Source organism: Micromonospora trifolii (assembly GCF_050516465.1).
GTDB lineage: Bacteria > Actinomycetota > Actinomycetes > Mycobacteriales > Micromonosporaceae > Micromonospora > Micromonospora trifolii.
Genome location: NZ_CP191526.1, coordinates 1,883,724 through 1,901,917, shown reverse-complemented (window position 1 = coordinate 1,901,917; position 18,194 = coordinate 1,883,724). Strand labels below are relative to the sequence as shown.

20 protein-coding genes are annotated in these 18,194 nt (G+C 70.6%); 5 read left to right on the top strand and 15 right to left on the bottom strand.

Going from position 1 to position 18,194, the window contains the following annotated elements; translation table 11 throughout:
* Positions 1 to 8 precede the first annotated feature (8 nt).
* On the top strand, positions 9 to 1,103 hold the full coding sequence (locus ACQRWP_RS08705; RefSeq protein ID WP_430501623.1) for an AI-2E family transporter: 1,095 nt from the start codon (positions 9 to 11) through the stop codon (positions 1,101 to 1,103).
* 97 nt (positions 1,104 to 1,200) lie between these two features.
* Here the strand turns inward: ACQRWP_RS08705 and ACQRWP_RS08700 are convergent, their stop codons facing one another.
* The 5 genes from ACQRWP_RS08700 to ACQRWP_RS08680 form a co-directional block, all read right to left on the bottom strand.
* Positions 1,201 to 2,502 (bottom strand): NAD(P)/FAD-dependent oxidoreductase, encoded by a 1,302-nt coding sequence (locus ACQRWP_RS08700; RefSeq protein ID WP_238679012.1) that lies wholly within the window; start codon positions 2,500 to 2,502, stop codon positions 1,201 to 1,203.
* 54 nt (positions 2,503 to 2,556) lie between these two features.
* A complete protein-coding gene (locus tag ACQRWP_RS08695; protein ID WP_430501622.1) occupies positions 2,557 to 4,710 on the bottom strand; it encodes an amylo-alpha-1,6-glucosidase in 2,154 nt (717 codons plus the stop codon).
* A 179-nt stretch (positions 4,711 to 4,889) separates the two neighbouring features.
* Positions 4,890 to 5,417 carry a GNAT family N-acetyltransferase gene (locus ACQRWP_RS08690; RefSeq protein ID WP_430501621.1) on the bottom strand — a complete coding sequence of 176 codons (528 nt, stop codon included), beginning with the start codon at positions 5,415 to 5,417 and terminating at the stop codon, positions 4,890 to 4,892.
* 163 nt (positions 5,418 to 5,580) lie between these two features.
* Positions 5,581 to 6,303: a VOC family protein gene (locus tag ACQRWP_RS08685; protein WP_430501620.1), complete on the bottom strand. Its 723-nt coding sequence runs from the start codon at positions 6,301 to 6,303 to the stop codon at positions 5,581 to 5,583.
* A 93-nt stretch (positions 6,304 to 6,396) separates the two neighbouring features.
* Positions 6,397 to 7,164, bottom strand: coding sequence for a group II truncated hemoglobin (locus ACQRWP_RS08680; RefSeq protein ID WP_430501619.1), 768 nt, complete (start codon positions 7,162 to 7,164; stop codon positions 6,397 to 6,399).
* A gap of 71 nt (positions 7,165 to 7,235) precedes the next feature.
* Between ACQRWP_RS08680 and ACQRWP_RS08675 the strand changes: the two genes are divergently transcribed.
* Together ACQRWP_RS08675 and ACQRWP_RS08670 are read left to right on the top strand one after the other, a co-directional pair.
* Positions 7,236 to 7,580, top strand: coding sequence for a winged helix-turn-helix transcriptional regulator (locus ACQRWP_RS08675; protein WP_430501618.1), 345 nt, complete (start codon positions 7,236 to 7,238; stop codon positions 7,578 to 7,580).
* A 77-nt stretch (positions 7,581 to 7,657) separates the two neighbouring features.
* Complete coding sequence (locus tag ACQRWP_RS08670; protein WP_430501617.1) at positions 7,658 to 8,065, top strand: pyridoxamine 5'-phosphate oxidase family protein; 408 nt, start codon at positions 7,658 to 7,660, stop codon at positions 8,063 to 8,065.
* A 462-nt stretch (positions 8,066 to 8,527) separates the two neighbouring features.
* Here ACQRWP_RS08670 and ACQRWP_RS08665 read toward each other — a convergent pair whose 3' ends face one another.
* From ACQRWP_RS08665 to ACQRWP_RS08645, 5 genes are all read right to left on the bottom strand, one after another.
* A complete protein-coding gene (locus ACQRWP_RS08665; protein WP_196922747.1) occupies positions 8,528 to 8,821 on the bottom strand; it encodes a DUF6510 family protein in 294 nt (97 codons plus the stop codon).
* A gap of 35 nt (positions 8,822 to 8,856) precedes the next feature.
* Positions 8,857 to 9,621, bottom strand: coding sequence for a ferredoxin reductase (locus ACQRWP_RS08660; RefSeq protein WP_430501616.1), 765 nt, complete (start codon positions 9,619 to 9,621; stop codon positions 8,857 to 8,859).
* A gap of 7 nt (positions 9,622 to 9,628) precedes the next feature.
* Positions 9,629 to 10,228: a sulfite oxidase-like oxidoreductase gene (locus ACQRWP_RS08655; protein WP_091408112.1), complete on the bottom strand. Its 600-nt coding sequence runs from the start codon at positions 10,226 to 10,228 to the stop codon at positions 9,629 to 9,631.
* 75 nt (positions 10,229 to 10,303) lie between these two features.
* Positions 10,304 to 11,329, bottom strand: a complete 1,026-nt coding sequence (locus ACQRWP_RS08650) for a TerC/Alx family metal homeostasis membrane protein (RefSeq protein WP_430501615.1) — start codon at positions 11,327 to 11,329, stop codon at positions 10,304 to 10,306.
* 217 nt (positions 11,330 to 11,546) lie between these two features.
* Positions 11,547 to 11,957: a DUF2267 domain-containing protein gene (locus tag ACQRWP_RS08645; protein WP_354948159.1), complete on the bottom strand. Its 411-nt coding sequence runs from the start codon at positions 11,955 to 11,957 to the stop codon at positions 11,547 to 11,549.
* 156 nt (positions 11,958 to 12,113) lie between these two features.
* Here ACQRWP_RS08645 and ACQRWP_RS08640 point away from each other — a divergent pair, with 156 nt between their 5' ends.
* Both ACQRWP_RS08640 and ACQRWP_RS08635 read left to right on the top strand, forming a co-directional pair.
* Entirely contained in the window at positions 12,114 to 12,386 is a 273-nt protein-coding gene (locus ACQRWP_RS08640; RefSeq protein ID WP_030332551.1) for a DUF2795 domain-containing protein, read from the top strand.
* Between the two features lie 42 nt (positions 12,387 to 12,428).
* Positions 12,429 to 13,097 (top strand): DUF1345 domain-containing protein, encoded by a 669-nt coding sequence (locus ACQRWP_RS08635; protein WP_430501614.1) that lies wholly within the window; start codon positions 12,429 to 12,431, stop codon positions 13,095 to 13,097.
* A gap of 271 nt (positions 13,098 to 13,368) precedes the next feature.
* Here ACQRWP_RS08635 and ACQRWP_RS08630 read toward each other — a convergent pair whose 3' ends face one another.
* The 5 genes from ACQRWP_RS08630 to ACQRWP_RS08610 form a co-directional block, all read right to left on the bottom strand.
* Positions 13,369 to 14,037 (bottom strand): hypothetical protein, encoded by a 669-nt coding sequence (locus ACQRWP_RS08630; RefSeq protein WP_430501613.1) that lies wholly within the window; start codon positions 14,035 to 14,037, stop codon positions 13,369 to 13,371.
* A 60-nt stretch (positions 14,038 to 14,097) separates the two neighbouring features.
* Entirely contained in the window at positions 14,098 to 15,072 is a 975-nt protein-coding gene (locus ACQRWP_RS08625; protein ID WP_430501612.1) for a pirin family protein, read from the bottom strand.
* A gap of 160 nt (positions 15,073 to 15,232) precedes the next feature.
* A complete protein-coding gene (locus tag ACQRWP_RS08620) occupies positions 15,233 to 16,147 on the bottom strand; it encodes a hypothetical protein (protein ID WP_430501611.1) in 915 nt (304 codons plus the stop codon).
* Between the two features lie 433 nt (positions 16,148 to 16,580).
* Positions 16,581 to 17,165 (bottom strand): hypothetical protein, encoded by a 585-nt coding sequence (locus ACQRWP_RS08615; protein ID WP_238682769.1) that lies wholly within the window; start codon positions 17,163 to 17,165, stop codon positions 16,581 to 16,583.
* A 587-nt stretch (positions 17,166 to 17,752) separates the two neighbouring features.
* On the bottom strand, positions 17,753 to 18,067 hold the full coding sequence (locus ACQRWP_RS08610) for a MazG-like family protein (RefSeq protein WP_430501610.1): 315 nt from the start codon (positions 18,065 to 18,067) through the stop codon (positions 17,753 to 17,755).
* Positions 18,068 to 18,194 lie beyond the last annotated feature (127 nt).

Below are 18,194 nucleotides of genomic sequence, written 5' to 3'. Positions count from 1 at the left end.
CCCGCCGGATGAGCAACACCGACGATCGGGAGACCGGCCGCCGAACTCTGATCGTGATCGGTCTGGTGCTGGCGACCGCGCTCACGCTGGGGTTCGTGTACGCGACCCGGCGGGTGCTGGTCTGGGCGGTGGTCGCCGCCTTCTTCGCCGTCGCGCTCAAACCCCTCGTCGACCGGCTGCAACGCCGCTTCGTCGGGCGTCGGGCACTGGCCACCCTGCTGGTGTTCCTCGCCGCGTTCGTGCTGCTGGCGATCCTGGCCGCGCTCATCCTGGTGCCGTTGTTCGGGGAGTTGGGCCGCTTCGCCGACCGGGCGCCCGAGCTGCTGCGGGAGGCCCGCGCCGGACGGGGCCCGGTGGGGCAGGCGCTGGAGCGCACCGGGGCACGACGCTACGTCAGCGAGCACGCCGAGCAGCTACGCGACCTCGGCAGCCGGCTGCGCCAACCTGCGGTCGGTGTGCTGCGCGGCGTCGTCGAGTCGGTCGCCGGGCTGGTCACGGTCATCGTGCTCGCGTACCTCATGGTGTTGGAGTCGCCGCGAATCACCCGCAGCCTGCTCGCGGCGGCCGGGGACGGTCAGGGCGAGCGGCTGCGCCGGGTGGGCCGGGAGGTGTCGCGCACCGTCACCGGCTACCTCACCGGGAACCTGCTGATCAGCGCGATCTGCGGGGCGTTGACCTTCGTGGTGCTGACCCTCACCGGGGTGCCCTTCGCGGCGGTGATCGCCCTGCTGGTGGCGGTGGCCGACCTGATACCGCTGGTCGGGGCGACCCTCGGCGCGGTGATCGCGGCTGGCGCCGGCTTCCTGCACTCCCCCACCGCCGGGGTGGTCGTGCTGGTGTTCTTCGTGGTCTACCAACAGCTGGAGAACCACCTGCTCCAGCCGCTCATCCTGTCCCGCGCGGTCCGGCTGAACCCGTTGACGGTGCTGGTCAGTGTGCTGCTCGCGGCGGAGCTGGCCGGTCTGCTCGGCGCGTTGCTGGCCATCCCCGCCGCCGGCATCATCCAGACCCTGCTGCGCGAGTACGGCCCGCGCCGGCTCCGACCCGCCCCGCCGGCCGGTCCTTCCGCGCGGTCCGCGCGGCCGGCCGGCTCCACCGACTGACCGTCGCGGTTAAGGGCCGGTGCCACCACCGGCCCTGCTCCCCGACGACCTGCCCGGGACCGCCGCCCTGCTCCCGACGACCCGGCCGGGGGCCCGCTCAGCGGGACCGGCTCGCGACCTCGGGTGTGGTGCTCTCCAACGGCACCGCGTTCGCCGGCACCAGCCCCAACTGGACCGCGGACCGGGTCAACGCGGCGTCCAACGCCCAGTCGGCGCTGACCCGCGTGCGGTTTCCCGGCATCGCCATCAGGTGGTACGCCCGGGTGACCGCCTTGGCCGGCAACCCGGCCAGGTTGACCTGCAACGGGTTCGCCGCCGCGTCCTTGCCACCCAGGTCGACGACCCAGCCCAGGTCGTGGTGCTTGTACGGCTTGCGGCGGCCGAAACCGTACGACGCGGCGATGTTGTACGCCGCCCGCTTACCCTGCCGCTGCGCGTGTTGGGCGGTCATCCCGCACACCTTCCCCGGGTTGACCAGGTCGGGCACCGCGGCGGCGTCCCCGCAGGCAAAGACCTCCGGGTAGCCGGGAACGTTGAGGAACTCGTCGGTGACCAGTCGACCCCGGTCGGTCCGCAGGCCCAGCTCGTTGACGAACGGGTCGGGGCGCACCCCCACGCACCACACCAGGGTGCAGGTCGGCACGTACTCGCCGTCGGTGAGCTTCACCCCGTCGCAGGTCGCCTCGGCCACCGAGGTGCCCATCCGCACGTCCACCCCACGCCGGTTGAGCACCTTGTGCGAGGTGTCCGACATCCGCTTGTCCAACTCCGGCAGCACCCGGGACGCCACGTCGAGCAGCATCCAGCGGGGCCGGACGGTGAGCCGGGGCCGCTGGGCGTGCAGCGCGTCGGTGAACAGCTGCCCGTGCGCCGCGACCTCGGTGCCGGTGTAGCCCGCCCCGACCACCACGAACGTGGACCGGGCCTGCTGCTCGGCCGGGTCCTCGGCCTGCTCGGCCAGCTCGATCTGCCGGACGATGTGATCATGCAGGTAGACGGCCTCGGGCAGGCCACGGAAGCCGTGCGCGTACTCGGTCACCCCCGGGATGGGCAGCAGCTTGTTGACGCTACCCACGGCGAGCACCAGCCGGTCGTACGCCAGCCGGTTCTTCTCCCCCTCGGCCTGGGTGAAGCCGACCCAGCGGTTCTGCAGGTCGACGTGGTCCGCCTCCCCGACCACCACCCGTACGCCCTTGAGCGTCCCGGTCAGCGGCACGGCGATCCGTTTGGGCTCGACCACCCCGGCCGCCACCTCCGGCAGCAGCGGCAGGTACAGGAAGTAGTCGGTGGAGTTCAACACCACGATCTCGGCCCGGTCCCGGGCGATCCGGCTCAACGTCTTCGCCGCGTGGTAACCGGCGAACCCGGCCCCCACGATCACCACACGAGGTTTCGTCATTGCGGGCCGTTTCCCGTCGAAGCCCCGAACAAACGTCCGGCAAGCCCGCCGCGGTCAGCTCGGCTGAAGCCGGACGTGGCCGCTCTGACCCACCGCCTCCAACTCCCACTGCTGGCCGAACGCGCGGACCCGCTCGGCGGTGATCCGGCCCAGTTCCGGGGGCACGTCCGGGTCGAGCACCAGCCGTCCCTCGACCGGGTTGACGCCGAGCATGGCGCGGATCAGGGCGAGCGGCGTGCCGGCCGCCCACGCCTGCGGACTGCAGGCGGTCGGGAACGGCACGGCGAAGAGCAGCCGTTCCCGGTCGAAGCCGCTGAGCGCCTCCGGCAGCCGGTAACCGAACTGGTCGGCCGCCTCGATCATCGCCAGACTGATCCGGTTCGACTCGGCCCGGTAGCCGTAGCGGGCCAGGCCGAGTGCGGCGATCGAGTTGTCGTGCGGCCAGACGGTGCCCAGGTGGTAGCCGAGGGCGTTGTAGAGCGTTTCCTCCCGGGACAGCGTGCGGATGCCCCAACCGGAGAACATGTCCGGCGACATGAGTTGACGCACCACCGCCTCGGCCCGCTCCGGTGGCACGATCCCGCTCCACAGCAGGTGACCCATGTTGGAGGTCTTGGAGTCGACGCGGTTCTTGTCGCCGTCCAGGGCGACCGCGTAGTAGCCGCCCCGTTCCTCGATCCAGAAGTCCTGGTTGAACCGCTCGTGCAGGGTGTTGGCCTCGTCGCGCAGCCGGTGCGCCAACGCGGGGTTGTCCAACGGCCCGTCGAACAATTCGGCGAGTCGTAGTTTGGCGTCGTAGGTGTAGCCCTGCAGGTCGCAGGTGGCCAGCGGGAGCACCGGGATTCGGCCATCGGCGAAGACGACGCCGTCCGGGGAGTCCCGCCAACACTGGTTGCCCAGCCCCTCGGGCGAGCGGGTGGCGTACTCGACGTAGCCGTCGCCATCCCGGTCGCCGTACTCGTCGATCCAGCGCAACGCCGCCAGCGCGTTGTCCCGTAGGTGCCGGACGGTCTCGTCGTCGCCGGTCCAGCGCCAGTACTCGGAGAGCAGGATCAGCCAGAGTTGGGTGGCGTCTGCGCTGCCGTAGTACGGCCCGAACGGTTTCTCGCCGCTGCGGGTCAACTCGCCGCTGCGTACCTCGTGCAGGATCTTGCCGGGCTCCTCGTCGGTGAAGTCGTCACACGTGTCGCCCTGAAGCCGGGCCAGCGCGAGCAGCGCACCCTTCGCCAGTGCGGGCCCGGCGACCAGCGTCTGATAGGCGGTGATCAGCGTGTCCCGGCCAAAGACGGTGAGGAACCACGGCAGCCCTGCCCCGGGCAGCATGATCCGCTGGCCCTTGACCTCCAGGTCTAGGCGCAGCGCAGTGAGGTCGGTGCGGGACTGCCGCACGGTGCGCTCCAACGCCGTGTTGTCGCTGCGCAGCACCGCCCGGTCCTCAAGCCACCGGCGCAGCGGGTCGTCGGCCCGACCGTGGATGACGTCGGCGATGTCGCCCCGGACCGGCTCGACCACCCCCATCCCGGGCGGCAGTGGCACGTGCAGGTCGACCTGCCACTCCTCGCGGGGGCCCAGCTCCAGCTCCCAGACCAGGTCGTCGCCCTCGATGCGGTCGGCCGGCTTCGCGCTGCACACCCGGGTCTGCGCGGAGAAGTCACCGCGCTGGTAGGAGAAGCACAGCTCGGACCCGTCGGCGGCGTGGTGACGGCTGATCTCGGCGGAGCGGTCCCGGACCCTCGACTTGACCTCGAACAGGTCGGCGAAGTCGGCGGCGACGGCCAGCCGCAGCTCCACCCGGACCGGCTCCAGCCGGAAGGAGACCAGTTCCAGGCGTTCGTGAAACCCGTCGCCGACGTAGCGCAGGCGCCGCATGCCCAGCGTGTTCGGCGGCAGCCCGGGCAACTCCGGGTTGGTGAGCACGTACTGCGCCGAGTAGTGGTCAATGGTCTCGGCGCGCAGCACCAGCAGCTCGCCACCGTTGACGGTCAGGCTCCAACCACTGATCAGGCGGGTGTCCAGATGGACGAGCCCACCGATGCTGCCCGTCGGCACGTCCCCGCACGCGTTGGAGTACAGGAACGTCGGCCCGCTGAGCACCGCGAGGGAGTCGGGACCCAGCTCGGGTGGGATGGCCCGCTGGTCGGCACTGTCCGAATCCGAGACGGACAGGCCGGGGAAGGGGTTGGCAGGGGTCGCGCGCACGGCAGCCATGACACCCACCGTAGGGAGCAAGGTACGGAGAGTCATCACCCGGTCCGGGTGAAAGGGTCCGGTGCTCCTGGGGAACGAGTTAACAAGATCGCAATCCGGGTGTCGGCGACTCGCCGGCGGAGACCGGCCCGCTCCGGCGGTGACGCTCGACCGTCGGTCCGGCGCGACCGGGCCGACGGTCAGGCGGGGGTTGGTGCGGTGATCGCCCAGCGCTCGTGGTCGCGCCAGGCGCCGTCGATGAACAGGTAGTCCGGGGAGAAACCCTCCAACCGGAAACCAAGCTTGCGGGCCACCCGCCGCGACGGCTCGTTGCCCGGTTGGATGTTCGCCTCCAACCGGTGCAACCCGACCGAGGTGAACGCGTGGTCGATCACCAGGGCGACGCCCGCTGAGGCGTGCCCGGTCCCGCTGTACGGCAGGAACGCCGCGTACCCCAGGTAGCCACCACGCAGCGCGCCGAGCACGATCCCGCTGATGTTCACGTAGCCGGCGATCTCGCCGCTGGCCCGGTCGCAGATCAGGTAGCCGGCGCTGTCGCGGCGACGGATCCGGCGCAGATAGAGCTCGTACTCCTCCGGGTTGGCCGGCGCGGCCAACCACGGGTGGTGCAGGTCCTGACTGCGACGCGCGGCGGCGACGAACTCGTCGGAGTCGGTGGGCCGGGGTCGCCGGATCGCGGCGGATCCACCGGTACGCAGGTATCTCACGGCGGATCACTCTGACCGACCGGTGCCGCCGTTGTCCAACCGGCCGCCGCGTGCGCGTCGCGGCGCGCCATGATCGTGCTCGAACAAGGATGTAGTGGCTTCCGGCGGCGCACGTGCCCACTACATCACTGATCGAGCACGATCATGCGGGCGTTCCGGTGGGCTAGCGGGACGTCAGCAGGCTGAACTCCTGACCATCGGGGTCGGCCAGCACCAGTCGGCCTGCCCCATCCTCGTCGGTGTCGACTCGCGTCGCCCCCAGCGAGAGCAGACGGTCGACCTCGACCTGCCAATCGACGTCGACAGCCGGGGCGAGGTCGAGACGCACCCGATCCCTGCCGCCGTTCGGCATCAGCGGCGGGCCACCCCAGCTGATCTTCGTGCCGCCGTGCGGCGACTGGATCGCGGTCTCCTCGTCCTGGTCCCAGACCAGCGGCCAGCCCAGCGCCCGACTCCAGAAATATCCAACCTTCTGCGACCCGTCGCTGGCCAGCGCACCGACGAAGCCGCAGCCGGCGAGGAAATTGTTGCCAGGTGCGATGACGTCGAACTCGTTGCCCTCGGGGTCGGCCAGCACCACATGATCGATCTCCGGGCCCTGCCCGATGTCGATGTGCCGCGCCCCGAGTTCCAGTGCCCTGGCCACCGTCTGCCGCTGGTCCTCCAGCGAACTGCTGGTCAGATCGAAGTGCATCCGATTCTGGACCACCTTTGGCTGCTGGTTCGGGGCGAAGCGGATGTGGAACTCGTTGTCGTTCGTGGGTAGGAGCAGGACGCCCTCATGTGGATCGTCGACGATCTTCCGCCCCAGGAGCCCGGACCAGAACTGCGCGAGCCGCAGAGGCTCGCTCGCGTCGAAACTGATCGCGAACAGGTGTGCAGTCATCGCTGCGCTCATCTCCCATCAGACCGGACGCCGTGCCGGCCGTCGGAGCCGGAGCCTAGGGGTGTGCCAGGTCGACCGCACCCGAGTTTCGAGTCAAGCGGAGAGGTAGGGCGGGGCCACACCCCAGCCCCAGCGTGGGACCGGTGCCTGCCGGATCGGGTCCGCGTCCGGTTGAGAATTACCCACCGCCAACCGGGTGCCCCACTCCAGGTAGCTCGTGAAGGCGGCGCGAAACTCCGGATCATCGGGTAGGCCGACCTCGTCGGCAGCGTCCATCATCAGGTTGACCCACCGCCGACGCTGCGCCTCGCTGATCGCCCTGCCCAGGTGCTGGCCGAGCATGTGGCGGTAGCCGCCGTGCTTCGTCGTGTAGGTGGCGGGTCCGCCGAAGACCTCGGCCAGCCAGACCGCTACATGCCGGGCGTGGTCGGGGTCCATGTGCGCGAACATCGGCGCGAGCAGGTCGTCGGAGCGGACCAGGCGGTAGAAGGCCTCGCAGAGCGTCATGAACGCGTCGGTGCCGCCGGCCCACTCGTACAAGCTCGGCGGCGCGGCGCCACCGGGGCCGACAACCGACGTTCGGGTGTAGTGCCGCATTTCCTGGATGTCCTCGACGTACGGCTTGATCGCGGCGAAGAACTGCCCGAACACCGGGCCGCCCCGAAACCCCTTCAGGTGCTCGTCCACCGATGTCCAGGTGATGCGCAGCAGGTAGCAGGCGGGGTCGTCCAGGCAGCGGCTCAACTCGTAGTCCACACACTGCGGCGCGGCGTGTAACGCGACAGCGGCCCGCTCGTACGCCGCCTCGAAACCGTCCAGCCGTTCCTGCGCGACGCGGTACCTGATGTACTCGATCACCATGGATACAGCTCAACACCCGCAGCGGCGATGATCAAGTACGCACCATTTGGTACGTGCCGAGGGAGGCCACGATGCCTAAGCGATACCACTGCCCGGTGGAGCTCGCCGTCGACGTTGTCGGCGGAAAATGGCGACCGGTGATCCTGGCCCACCTCAAGGAGGGCGTACACCGCTATGGCGAGCTGCGCCGCCTGATGCCAGGGATCAGCGAGAAGATGCTGACCCAGCGTCTGCGCGAGTTGGAGGCCGACGGGCTCGTCCTGCGGCACGACCACGAGACGACACCACCCCATGTCGAGTACCGGCTCACCGAGGAAGGACTCAGCCTGGCCCCGGTGTTGCAGGCCCTGTACGACTGGGGCGCCGCGCGGGCCGCACGTACCGGTACCGCCATCGACGAACTCTCTGCTGCCTGACCCGACACGCCGCACCTGGCCCCGCAGCAGTCGAAAGACCGTCGTCGGGACGTGCGGCGTTGTGATCCACTGGCCCGGTGAGCCGAACCCCGTCGATCCCTCCGGCCGACGTCGAGGAGCGACTGTCGCGGGAGCTGAACGTCTGGCTGTGCACGTTGCGGCGCGACGGGTCCCCACACCTGACACCGGTCTGGTTCGTCTACCGCTCCGCGACGTTCTGGGTCGGTTGCGAGAGCCGCAGCGTCAAGGCCCGCAACGTCGTGGCCGACCCGAGGGTGTCGCTGGCCCTGGAGGGCGGCAACGCCCCGGTGGTGGCGGAGGGCGCGGCCCACGTGCACCGAAGTGGATTCCCGAGCACGGTCGTCGAGGCGTTCGCGCGCAAGTACGACGGCTGGGACGTCGGCCGGCAGGTCGGCCCGGACGGCGAGCGGGCGCTGCTGGAGATCCCCGTCCGGCGGTGGCTGCTCGCGGGCACCGCCCAATGAGTGGTCGATGCGAGAATCGGCCGGTGGAGAAGGAGCTGACGACGGCCCTGGCGGGCGTACGGAACGCGTTCGCCCGGTATCCACGCCGTGCGGTGCTCGACGGCTGCCCGCACTGCGAGGGCTCGGTGCTGGTCGACGAGCACGACCTGTTCGCACTGACCATCAGCCTCGGCAACACGGTCGGCAGCCGGGCGGACGTGAAGGCCCTGCTCCCCGTACTCCTTGAGCGCCTGCTCGGGCCCGATCCGGCCCGGGGTGACACCGACCGCCGCGTCCAGCACGTAGTTGGCGTACCCGTTCGCGGCCGCGTCCGTCACCAACACCACGCAGCCCAGCACGAGGCCCTGCACCCGGCGAGCGGCCAACAGCACCGCCGCCAACGGATCCCACAGCGCGAGCGGCACACCACGCCATCGACCGGCGCTCATCCGGCCATCCTGCCTCAGCCGGGCGAGCGTTCCGTCAGAGCGGGCCGGGGAACGTCTGCTCCATCGGCATCGGCACCTGGAGGAAGGTGGTGCCGCGCATGTCCAGCCAGGCCCGGTCCGGCCCGCGCACCAGGCGCACCATCACCTCCTCGCAGGAGGGGCAGCGGGCGACGAGGCCCGGGGCGTGCGAGTAGACGTGCAGGCTGGCCATCGAGCCGGTCGTCCCGCAGTTCTCGCAGCGGCCCATCGCGCTGCTCAGGTCGACGGTGAACAGCTCACGCATCGGGCCGTCGAGCATGTTGCCGTCCAGGTACGACATCTCGGTCATCGAATCTCCTCGACACTGCGTGGGCGAGCGGGTGGTCAGCCGGTGGGGCCGAAGCGTTCGGTCTTGACCCGGCGCGACGGGTGACCCAGCCCCACCAGCAGGTCGGCCACGGTCTCCACGAAGGCGGTCGGGCCACAGACGTAGGTGAGTGGTTCCAGGTCCGGTGGCCACCCGTGCGTGTTGACGTCGGCCAGCCCGATCCGGTGCGGCTCACCGCGCCAGCCCTCGGGCGCCTCACGGGTGTAGACGTACGCCACGTCCAGCCCGAAGTCGTCGCGGACCCGGCGGCGCAGCTCGTCGGCGTAGATCACGTCACGGGGGGTGCGCACCGAGTAGATCAACCGGAACGGCGCCTTGCTGCCCGCCGCCCGCCGCGCCCGGATCATCGCCATCAGCGGCACGACGCCGGAGCCACCGGCGACGAGCTGCACCGGCGCGGTCTCCTCGGGCCGCCAGATGAACCAGCCACCGAGCGGTCCGCGTACCTCCACCGGGTCGCCGGCGCCAAAGACATCAATGAGGTACGGCGACACCTCGCCGTCGTGCACCCGCTGAACGGTCACCTCGATGCGCGGGCCTCCCGGCCCGTCCACGGCCGGCCCGGCGATGGAGTACGACCGGGCCGCCTGGTAGCCGTCCGGGGCGGTGAGCCGAAGGTCGACGTGCTGCCCGGCCAGGTGCCCCGGCCAGTCCGGCACCTCCAGCACCAGGGTCTGCGCGGTAGGCGTCTCCACCCGGCGCTCCACCAGCCGGCCGACCTGCCAACGGTTGGGCGTCCGGCGCTGGGTGCTCGTTGCCACGGCGCGCTCAGTCACCCTGGTACCGCTGTTCGCGCCACGGGTCGCCGTAGTCGTGGTACCCGGCGGTCTCCCAGAACCCCGGCTCGTCCATCGTCTTGAGCCGGAGGCCGCGCACCCACTTGGCGGACTTCCAGAAGTACAGGTGCGGCACCAGCAGTCGCGCCGGCCCGCCGTGCTCAGCGGGCAGCGGGGCACCGTCGAAGGTGTGCACCACCCACGCCTGACCACCGCGCAGGTCGTCGAGCGGCAGGTTGGTGGTGTACCCGCCGTAGGAGTGCGCCAGCGCGAAGTGCGCCCCCGTGTCGACGTCGGCGAGCAGGGTGTCCAGTGAGACGCCCTGCCAGTTGGTGCCGAGCTTGGACCAGCGGGTGACGCAGTGGATGTCCACCATCGGCGTCTCCTGCGGCAGGGCCATCAGCTCCTGCCACGACCACCGGTGTTCGCTGCCGTTCTCGGCGGAGATGACGAACTCCCAGGTGTCCAGTGACACCCGGGGCGTCGGGCCGGCCGAGAGCACCGGAAAGTCCTCGGTCAGATACTGACCGGGTGGCAGGGCCGGCTCCTGCGTTCGGGGCCGACCCTGAAAGCCCGGTGACACGATTCCCATTGCACAGTCGTACCACCCGCGCCGGTGGGGGCGGGAGCTTTCCCGCGTACCCCGTCGTCAGCCGGCGCGGCGCGGTCAGTGCCGCTCCGCGACCACCTTGCGGTCCTCGGGCAGGTCGCCGCCCCGGGTGGCGCGCAGGCTGGTCAGCGTGACCACCACCAGCACACCGATGATCACGCCGAGCGAGGCCAGGGTGGGGATCTGCGGCACGCTGTCCCAGATGCCGTGCGCCCAGTGCAGGCCCAGCTTGAGGCCGATGAACGCCAGAATGATGGCCAGGCCGTAGCTGAGGTGCACCAACCGGCTCAGCGCCGCGTGCAGGACGAAGTAGAGCGCCCGCAGGCCGAGCAGGGCGAACGCGTTGGTGGCGAACACCAGGTACGGGTCCTCGGTGATGCCGTAGACCGCCGGCACCGAGTCGACCGCGAAGACGATGTCGGTGGCCAGCACCGCGACCACCACCAGGGCGAACGGCGTGAGTGCCCGCTTCGCGCCCTGCCGGACGGTCATCTTGGTGCCGTGGTAGTCGTCGACCACCGGCATGAACTTGCGCAGCAGCTTCACCGAACGCATCTTGTTGATGTCGACTTCCTGCTGATGCCCGGACATGGCATCGCGCAGCAGCTTCACCGCGGTGGCGATGAGGATGATCGCGAAGAGCAGGAAGGCGAAGTCGAGGGTCTGCAACGCTGCCGCGCCGAGGGCGATGAAGACGGCCCGCAGCACCAGCGCGCCGGCGATGCCGTAGAGCAGCACCCGCTGGGCGAGCACCGCCGGCACCGCGAACGCCGCCAACAGCAGCATGAAGACGAAGAGATTGTCGACAGAGAGCGACTTCTCGACCAGGTAACCGGTCAGGTACTCGACGCCCTGCTGGGAGCCGAAACGGGACCAGATCCAGCCGCCGAACGCCAGCGGCAGCGCTATGTAGAACGCCGACCAGCCGATGGCCTCCCGCATGGAAACCTCGTGCGGGCGACGGGTGACCAGGAAGTCCAGCACCAGCAGCAGAATGACGCCGACGATGGTGACCGCCCACAGCGTGGGCGAGCCCACCGACGACAGGTCACTGGCGGCGGACAGATACGACACTTGGCTCATCTGGGGTCTCCTCGAACACCGTCATGTTCGAGGTCTCCTTCACCCACCACCTGATGGGCAACCACCCGAGGCGCGCCGGGCGCGCCGTACTGACCGGAATGGTTCGTGGGAAGTACTCCCCTCGCACGACAAGGTTAGGCCAGGCGGAATCGCCACGCCAAGCGGGACATCGATGGTTGCCCTGGTAAACCGCTGTGTGTGCGCGGTACGAGCACTGTCAGCCGCGGCGCAGCGTCGCGCCCGGGGCCATCGCCTGCTCGACCAGGCCCCGATAGTCGCGCGGCAGTTGCGTCGCCACGTCGTCGAACTCACCGCCGGTGATCGCCTCCCGCAGGGTGGTGAAGACCGCCCGACTGGCGTCCTCGGCGGCGGGCTCGGGCACCCCGGCGCGCAACGCGACCCGGGCGACGAACTCCGCCGCGCCGAACCGGTCCGCCTGCTCGGTGCTCGGGCTCGGTTTGAGCACGAGTTGCAGCGGTTGGGGCAACTGGGCGGCCAGGTCCAGGACCTCACCGCCGGTCAACCGCTCGGCGAACGTCTCCAACACGGCCCGGGTCAGCTCGACCGCCCGCTCGGACGACGTGGCGGTGCGCTGGGAAACCTGGTCGATGAAGGTGTCGTAGTTCATCGCGTACTCCCTTGGGCTCGCGTCGGCGTCTGCGGGTACCCGCGGCGGCCGAGGAGAAACGGCGCCGGGAATCCTGCACCGGGCGGGCGTGACCGGCCGGCGGGCGGGTAACCGCCGCCGGTCGTCACCACATCGATGCCCGAGGGAGCCCACGCCATGGCGAGCTACGCCGACGTCCTGCAGTACCTGTCGAGCCTGGACTACCCGGCCGAGAAGGACGACGTGGTCCGCGAGGCCGAACGGGAGGGTGCCCCGCCGGACGTGCTGAAGGCACTGCGCGCCCTGCCGCCGGTCGACTACGCCAACGGGACCGAGGTGGCCCGGTCGGCCGGGATCGAGGCGGCACCCGAGGTCGGGCCCGCCCAGCGGGCCGAGCAGGCCCGGGACAAGAAGCACAACCGGGTCTCGCAGCACCTGCGCGGCATCTGACCCGGCGGTGACGCCCACCACCCCGACCCGGGAGCGGCCGGGATGACCCAGACCGGTCCCGACCGGCCAGCGGACGTGCGTTTCCCGGCTGCCGCGAAGCAGCTCGCCGTGGTGGCGGTGGTCGGCGTCATTTCCGGCTGCGCCTTCGCGCTGCTGCTGCCACTGCCGCTCGCCGCGCTGGCCGGCTGGGACGTGGGCGCGCTGAGCTGGCTCGCGCTGGTCTGGCACAAAATCTGGCCGATGGACGCCGAGCGGACCGCCCAACTGGCCGTCCACGAGGACCCGAACCGGGCGATCCGGGACGCCCTGCTGCTCGTCGCCTGCCTGGCCAGCCTGCTGGCCGTCGGGTTGGTCGTGGCCAGCGCGCAGAGCGCGCCCCCCGGGATGGCCCGGGAGCTGCACAGCGGCGTGGGCGTGCTCAGCGTGGTGCTCTCCTGGTTCGTGGTGCACACCGTGTTCGCCGCCCGGTACGCCCGGATCTACTACACCGGCCCGGACGGCGGGGTGAACTTCAACCAGCCCGAACCGCCGCGCTACTCCGACTTCGCGTACGTCGCGTTCACCATCGGGACGACGTTCCAGATCTCCGACACCAACCTGACCAGCAACGAGATGCGTCGTACGGTGCTGCGGCACTCGATGGTGTCGTACCTGTTCGGCGCGTTCATCATCGCCGTGACCGTGAACCTGCTGGCGGGTCTGGCGCGGTGACGGCTATTTGCGCTCTAGGCCGCGCATTCCCCCGGAGCACGACACGGGGCGGGGCCGATCGAAGGGCCGGGACAGGCGGGCGCCCCTGGTCACGAACCGCGACCTAGGGCGCCACGCAAGCCTGCCCAGGCGGTGAACCGCGTCCGAACCGGTCGCGGTCACCAGGCGGTGGAGGTCCGCTCGAACCGAGCGGCCAGCACTGCCGGGTCCAACCATACGGCAGACCATCCTCCGTTTGGTCAGAATTTGGGGAAGTGTGGGCCAGGGCACGTCACGGCCGACCGGTCACCTCCGCGTACCGATGCTCCAGGTCAACCCGCGCCAACGCCCCCACCAGCCAGGCCAACTGCTCCGACTCGCCAGTGGCCAGGCCGGCCAGGTCGTCCGCGGACCTGCCCAGCCCGAGCCGACGCGCGGCGGCCAACGCCCGCCGGTCGGCGACCGGGGCAACCTCCCGCCACAACGCCTGCGCCTCGCGGAGAAACAGGTCGACGACCTGATCGTCCACGCCCGGAAGCCCGGACAGCAGCACCCGCTCCCGGACCGGGTCGTGGTGCGCCACCGCCCGCAACCGGCGCAGATCACCCCGGTACCGCTCCACCACCGTCCGAGCCAGGTCACCCAGCACAGCGGCCAGGGCGTCCACGTCACCGCGCTGGCCGCTGGCGCGCAGCACCCGTACCCGGTCCTCGTGCAGCGAACGCGCCAGCCGGGCCGCGCTGTCCCACCCCTCGTCGCGCACCGCCCGCGCGCCGTCCAACGCCCGCCGGAAGTCACCACGACGGGCCAGCAGCACCGACAGGTAGAGCACCTGGAACAGGCTCGCCGGGTTGTTGGTCACCCGGAACCCGTACTGCTCGGCGAAGCCCCGCCCGCTACCGGCGAGCCGGCGCGCCAGACGTTTACGGTCCTCCACCGGAGTGATCAAACTGGTCGCCATGCCGGCGACTACCCGCGCCACCACCAGCCACACACCCACCGCCCCGGGCGGGCGTCGTCGTCAGCCGTGCAGGCCGCCGGTGCGGTCGCGGGCCTTGAGACGGGTCGTGGGCAGGGCGGGCGCCGGCAGCGGCGGCGCCGAATCGTCGGCGACCACACCGAAGCGCCCGTCGCCGGCCATCCAGTCCTCCCGGGCGGCGGCGATCTCCTCGTGTGACCGGCCGACGAAGTTCCACCACATCACCAACGGCTCCTCGAACGGCGTACCGCCCAGCAGCAGCAACCGGGCCCCGGCCCCGCCACGCACTGTCAACTCCCGGCGGCCCGAGCCCAGATACAGCAGCGCCCCCGGCTCGAACCCGACCCCGGCCGCCTCCGCGGACCCGGACATCGCCAGCACGGCGTACTCGAAATCCGGCCGCAACGCCATCGTCGCCGGCGCCTCGCCGCGCAGCTCCAGCTGCACCCCCACCAGCGGGGTGTGCACCACCGCCGGTGACCGCTCCCCGGCGAATTCGCCGACCAGCAGGGTGACGTCCAGATCGCCGTCCCGCCAGCGCGGCAGGTCGGCGTGGTGCGCGAAATCGGCCGCTCCGGCCCGCGCCGGGTCCGGCAGCGCCACCCAGAGCTGCACACCGTGCATCACCGGCGGATGGGTGGCCGGCGAGCGCTCCGAGTGGGCGATACCGTTCCCGGAGGTCATCACGTTCAGCTGGCCGGGCACGATCGGCTGCACGTTGCCGAGGCTGTCCCGGTGCAGAATCTCCCCGTCGAGCAGCCAGGTCACCGTCTGCAGCCCGGTGTGCGGGTGCGGCGGCACCTCCATACCGGGCCGCTGCGCCACATCGTCCGGGCCGAAATGATCCACGAAACACCACGCGCCGACCATCCGGCGGGCACGCTGCGGAAGCAGCCGCCGCACCGTGGTGTACCGACCCAACGGCACGTCGTGGCCGGGCAACAACACACTGCCGGGATCGACGTCGGCCACGCCAGGCGGTCGGGTCTGCGCCGGCATTGATTCAGTACGCTCCACCGCCCGACTGTACGCGCACGCCCAGTCGCGACCGCTGCGCTTCCGGCCAGGGCGGGCGGGGTTCACCAGCCCGTGGCTATGGGGTTGGCCCGGCGTGGGCTGGCCCGGCGTGGGCTGGCCCGGCGTGGGCTGGCCCGGCGTGGGCTGGCCCGGCGTGGGTTCACCGGTTGCTGGAGGAGACCAGCACGCTGTTGGCACCGGCGACCAGGTCCAGGTACAGGCGCTCCGCCGACCGGTCCCAACCCGGCGTACCCAGCACCGAGCCCGCGGCCACCCCATCCCAGCGGTCGTCGCGTACCACCACCGAGCCGGCACCGGCTCCCACCCGCACTCGTACCGGAGTCTCCCCCGGGACCCGGACGTCGAGCTGGCTGGTCCCGCCGGTGAGTCGTACGGTCAGGTTGCTGGTGGGCTGATCTGAGCCCGGGCCGGTGGGGTTGCCGGGGCCGGCGGCGGTGATCGGTGGCAGGAGAATCTCGGTACGGCTGGAACCGCCAGCGAGTTCCACGCCGAGGAGCCGGGCCCGGGTCAGGTCCAACACCTGACTGCTCACCCCGCCGACGAGGTGAAGACGCCAGGCGACCCGCTCGTTGAGCAATACGCGCACGGCCCGCGGCCCGCGCGTACCGGACTCCACGAGGTCAAGCCGCACGGTCTCCCCCTGTACCGACGGTCGGCCCGCCACACCCGAGCCGGCCGGGGTACTGATCCGGTACAGGTCATCGCCCAAGTCGGCCGCCCGCAGCTCGAACGAGGACAGCCCATCCGCGAGCACGAAGGTGCCTCTCTGCCGACCCGCCAGCGGCGCTGTCAACAGTTGCTCGGCAGCAGCACCCGCACCACCGCGGCGCCCCTCAGCCGCGTCCGGGTCAGCGACGCCCCCCGGACGGCCGCCATCACCGGGGCGGGTGCCGTCGGGCCGGGTGCCATCGGGGCGGGTGCCATCGGGGCGGGTGCCATCGGGGCGGGTGCCGTCGGGTTGGCCGGAGTAGGTCATGCCGAGGCGTTCGGGATCGGCAACGATCACGGCCACCGCTGCCGCACCCAGGAGCACCACGACGGCGGCAGCAGCCACCAACAGACGAGCACCGCTGGACCAACGCCGCGGTGCGGCCTCACCGGACGGTTCCGGCTCTGACTCCGGTTCGCGATCCGCGCCGTACCCCACTGCGGCCATGCCTCTGTCCCTCCGCCGGTCCCCGTCCAGGGGTACGTACCCGCCAGCCGATCGGATCACTCGGCGCCGATCACCTCACTCCGCTACGTCGCCAACGTAGATCTTGGACAGTTTCCGTTCGCACGGCCCGCCCACGGAACGGAAACTGTCCAAGATCTACAGCGATCAGTGAGCGAGGACGGTGACTGGTGACTGGTGACCGGCTAGAGCAGAAAAGCCGCTGGCCGGCACCCGGGGTTGCGGGTGCCGGCCAGCGGTCGGTGTCGTGCGGTGGTGCTCAGGTGCGCTGGTTCTGCGGTGGTGCTGTGGTGCTGAGGTGCTGTGGTGCGGGTCAGCTGTTCCAGTACTGGCCAACCAGGTCGGCGGCCTGCTGCTCCCACTGGGCGTAGGCGTCCGGGTAGGCCGACACCTGCACCGTCTGCGCGGCGTCGGTCAGCGGCATGTCCTGCCAACCATCAACCTGCTTCAGACCCTTCAAAAACGCGGTCGTCGAGTACTCAGGGTCGGTGATCTGCTCCGGCGTACCCCAACCACTGGACGGGCGCTGCTGGAACAGGCCCAGCGAGTCGTGGTCGTTCATGTCGCCCAGGTGGCCGAGGTTCTCCAGCTTCGACTCCTGCAGGCTCGTCGCGATCGAGATGACTGCGGCCCGCTCGGGCAGGCCGGCCTTCTTCGTGGCGGCGATGATCGCCTTCACGTTAGCGGTCTGCTCGTCGTTCAGGCTGATCCGGGACTGGTCTCCCTGGGTGCCGTGCGGGATCAGCTTGCTGGTGTCGGGCTTGTCGGCCTGCACCGCTACGGCGACGGGCTTGGCGTCGACCGGGTTGGCAACGTGGGCGATCGGGCCGGCGAAGACACCACCGGCGAACGCGAGACCAGCAACAGAAAGAACGCTCTTACGCATGATCGTGTTCATTGGGGTAGCTCCTTCGGGGGTAGGACACCCGAACCGCCAAGGGGGGGCGGCAGGGTGTGAGCACCTCGTCCGGCGCTGCAACATGCAAGGGGAAGAAGTCTGGGGGTGACGCCCTAGCGGGCGTCGGGTCGGCGGCCTAGCGAGCGGGGGCTCGTGGCGCCGGGTCCAGATATAACGACCGGGGGGCCGGGGCAATTCCGGGGTTGGCCCATCCATCGGCACCCTCATCGTGGCGGTGCCAGGCGGTCGTTCGTGGGGACTGTAACGACCGGGTGCGGGCTGGCATTCCAACCTGCGCGACCAGCCCCCAGCGGTTCGGGCGGCGGGTCGGTGGTACTGCGATCGTCAGGGTATGTAACGACCCCGGCCCCGCCATGATTCCAGCCTGAGGGTGCGCCCGGTCACCACCCACAACCACCCACCGGCGGACAAACCGCCCACGCGGCGCCGCGTTCACGGCGTCGAATCGCCCTTCACCCGGGATGATCCACGCGGGTTCACGGAAGTCGGGGCATCCGGGACGCCGGGACGCCCCGACATCAAGGAAACCGAGTCGATCACGAATGCGGTGACCGGACGCCAGGGGGTTATTGGCTCGTCAGGCGGGAGCGCACCTTTGCGGCGCAGGCGTCCAGGGCGGTCTGCGCGTCCAGCCCGAGGCTTTCGATGGCCACCAACGCGGTGAAGGCGACGTCGGCCAACTCCGCCGCGACGTCCTCGCGGGTGTGGGTGACACCTTTGCGCGGATTCTGCCCGAGCAGGCCGATCCAGGCAGCCGAAGCCTCCCCCGCTTCCTCGCTGAGCTTGAGGATGCGGCAGGTCAGTTCGGTCTGCCCGGTGCCGTTCGCCGCGTCCAGCCAGCTGCGCGACGCTCGGGCCGCCTCCCAGATCGACTCGTCCACGGCGACCAGTCAACCCGATCGACCCACCGGCGCGGACGACCGGGTACGGCCGAACAGTCGTGTTGACCGACCGATCAGCGAACCCATTGACACTGGTCGACGGCGGTTCTAGGTTCAGGACGCTACC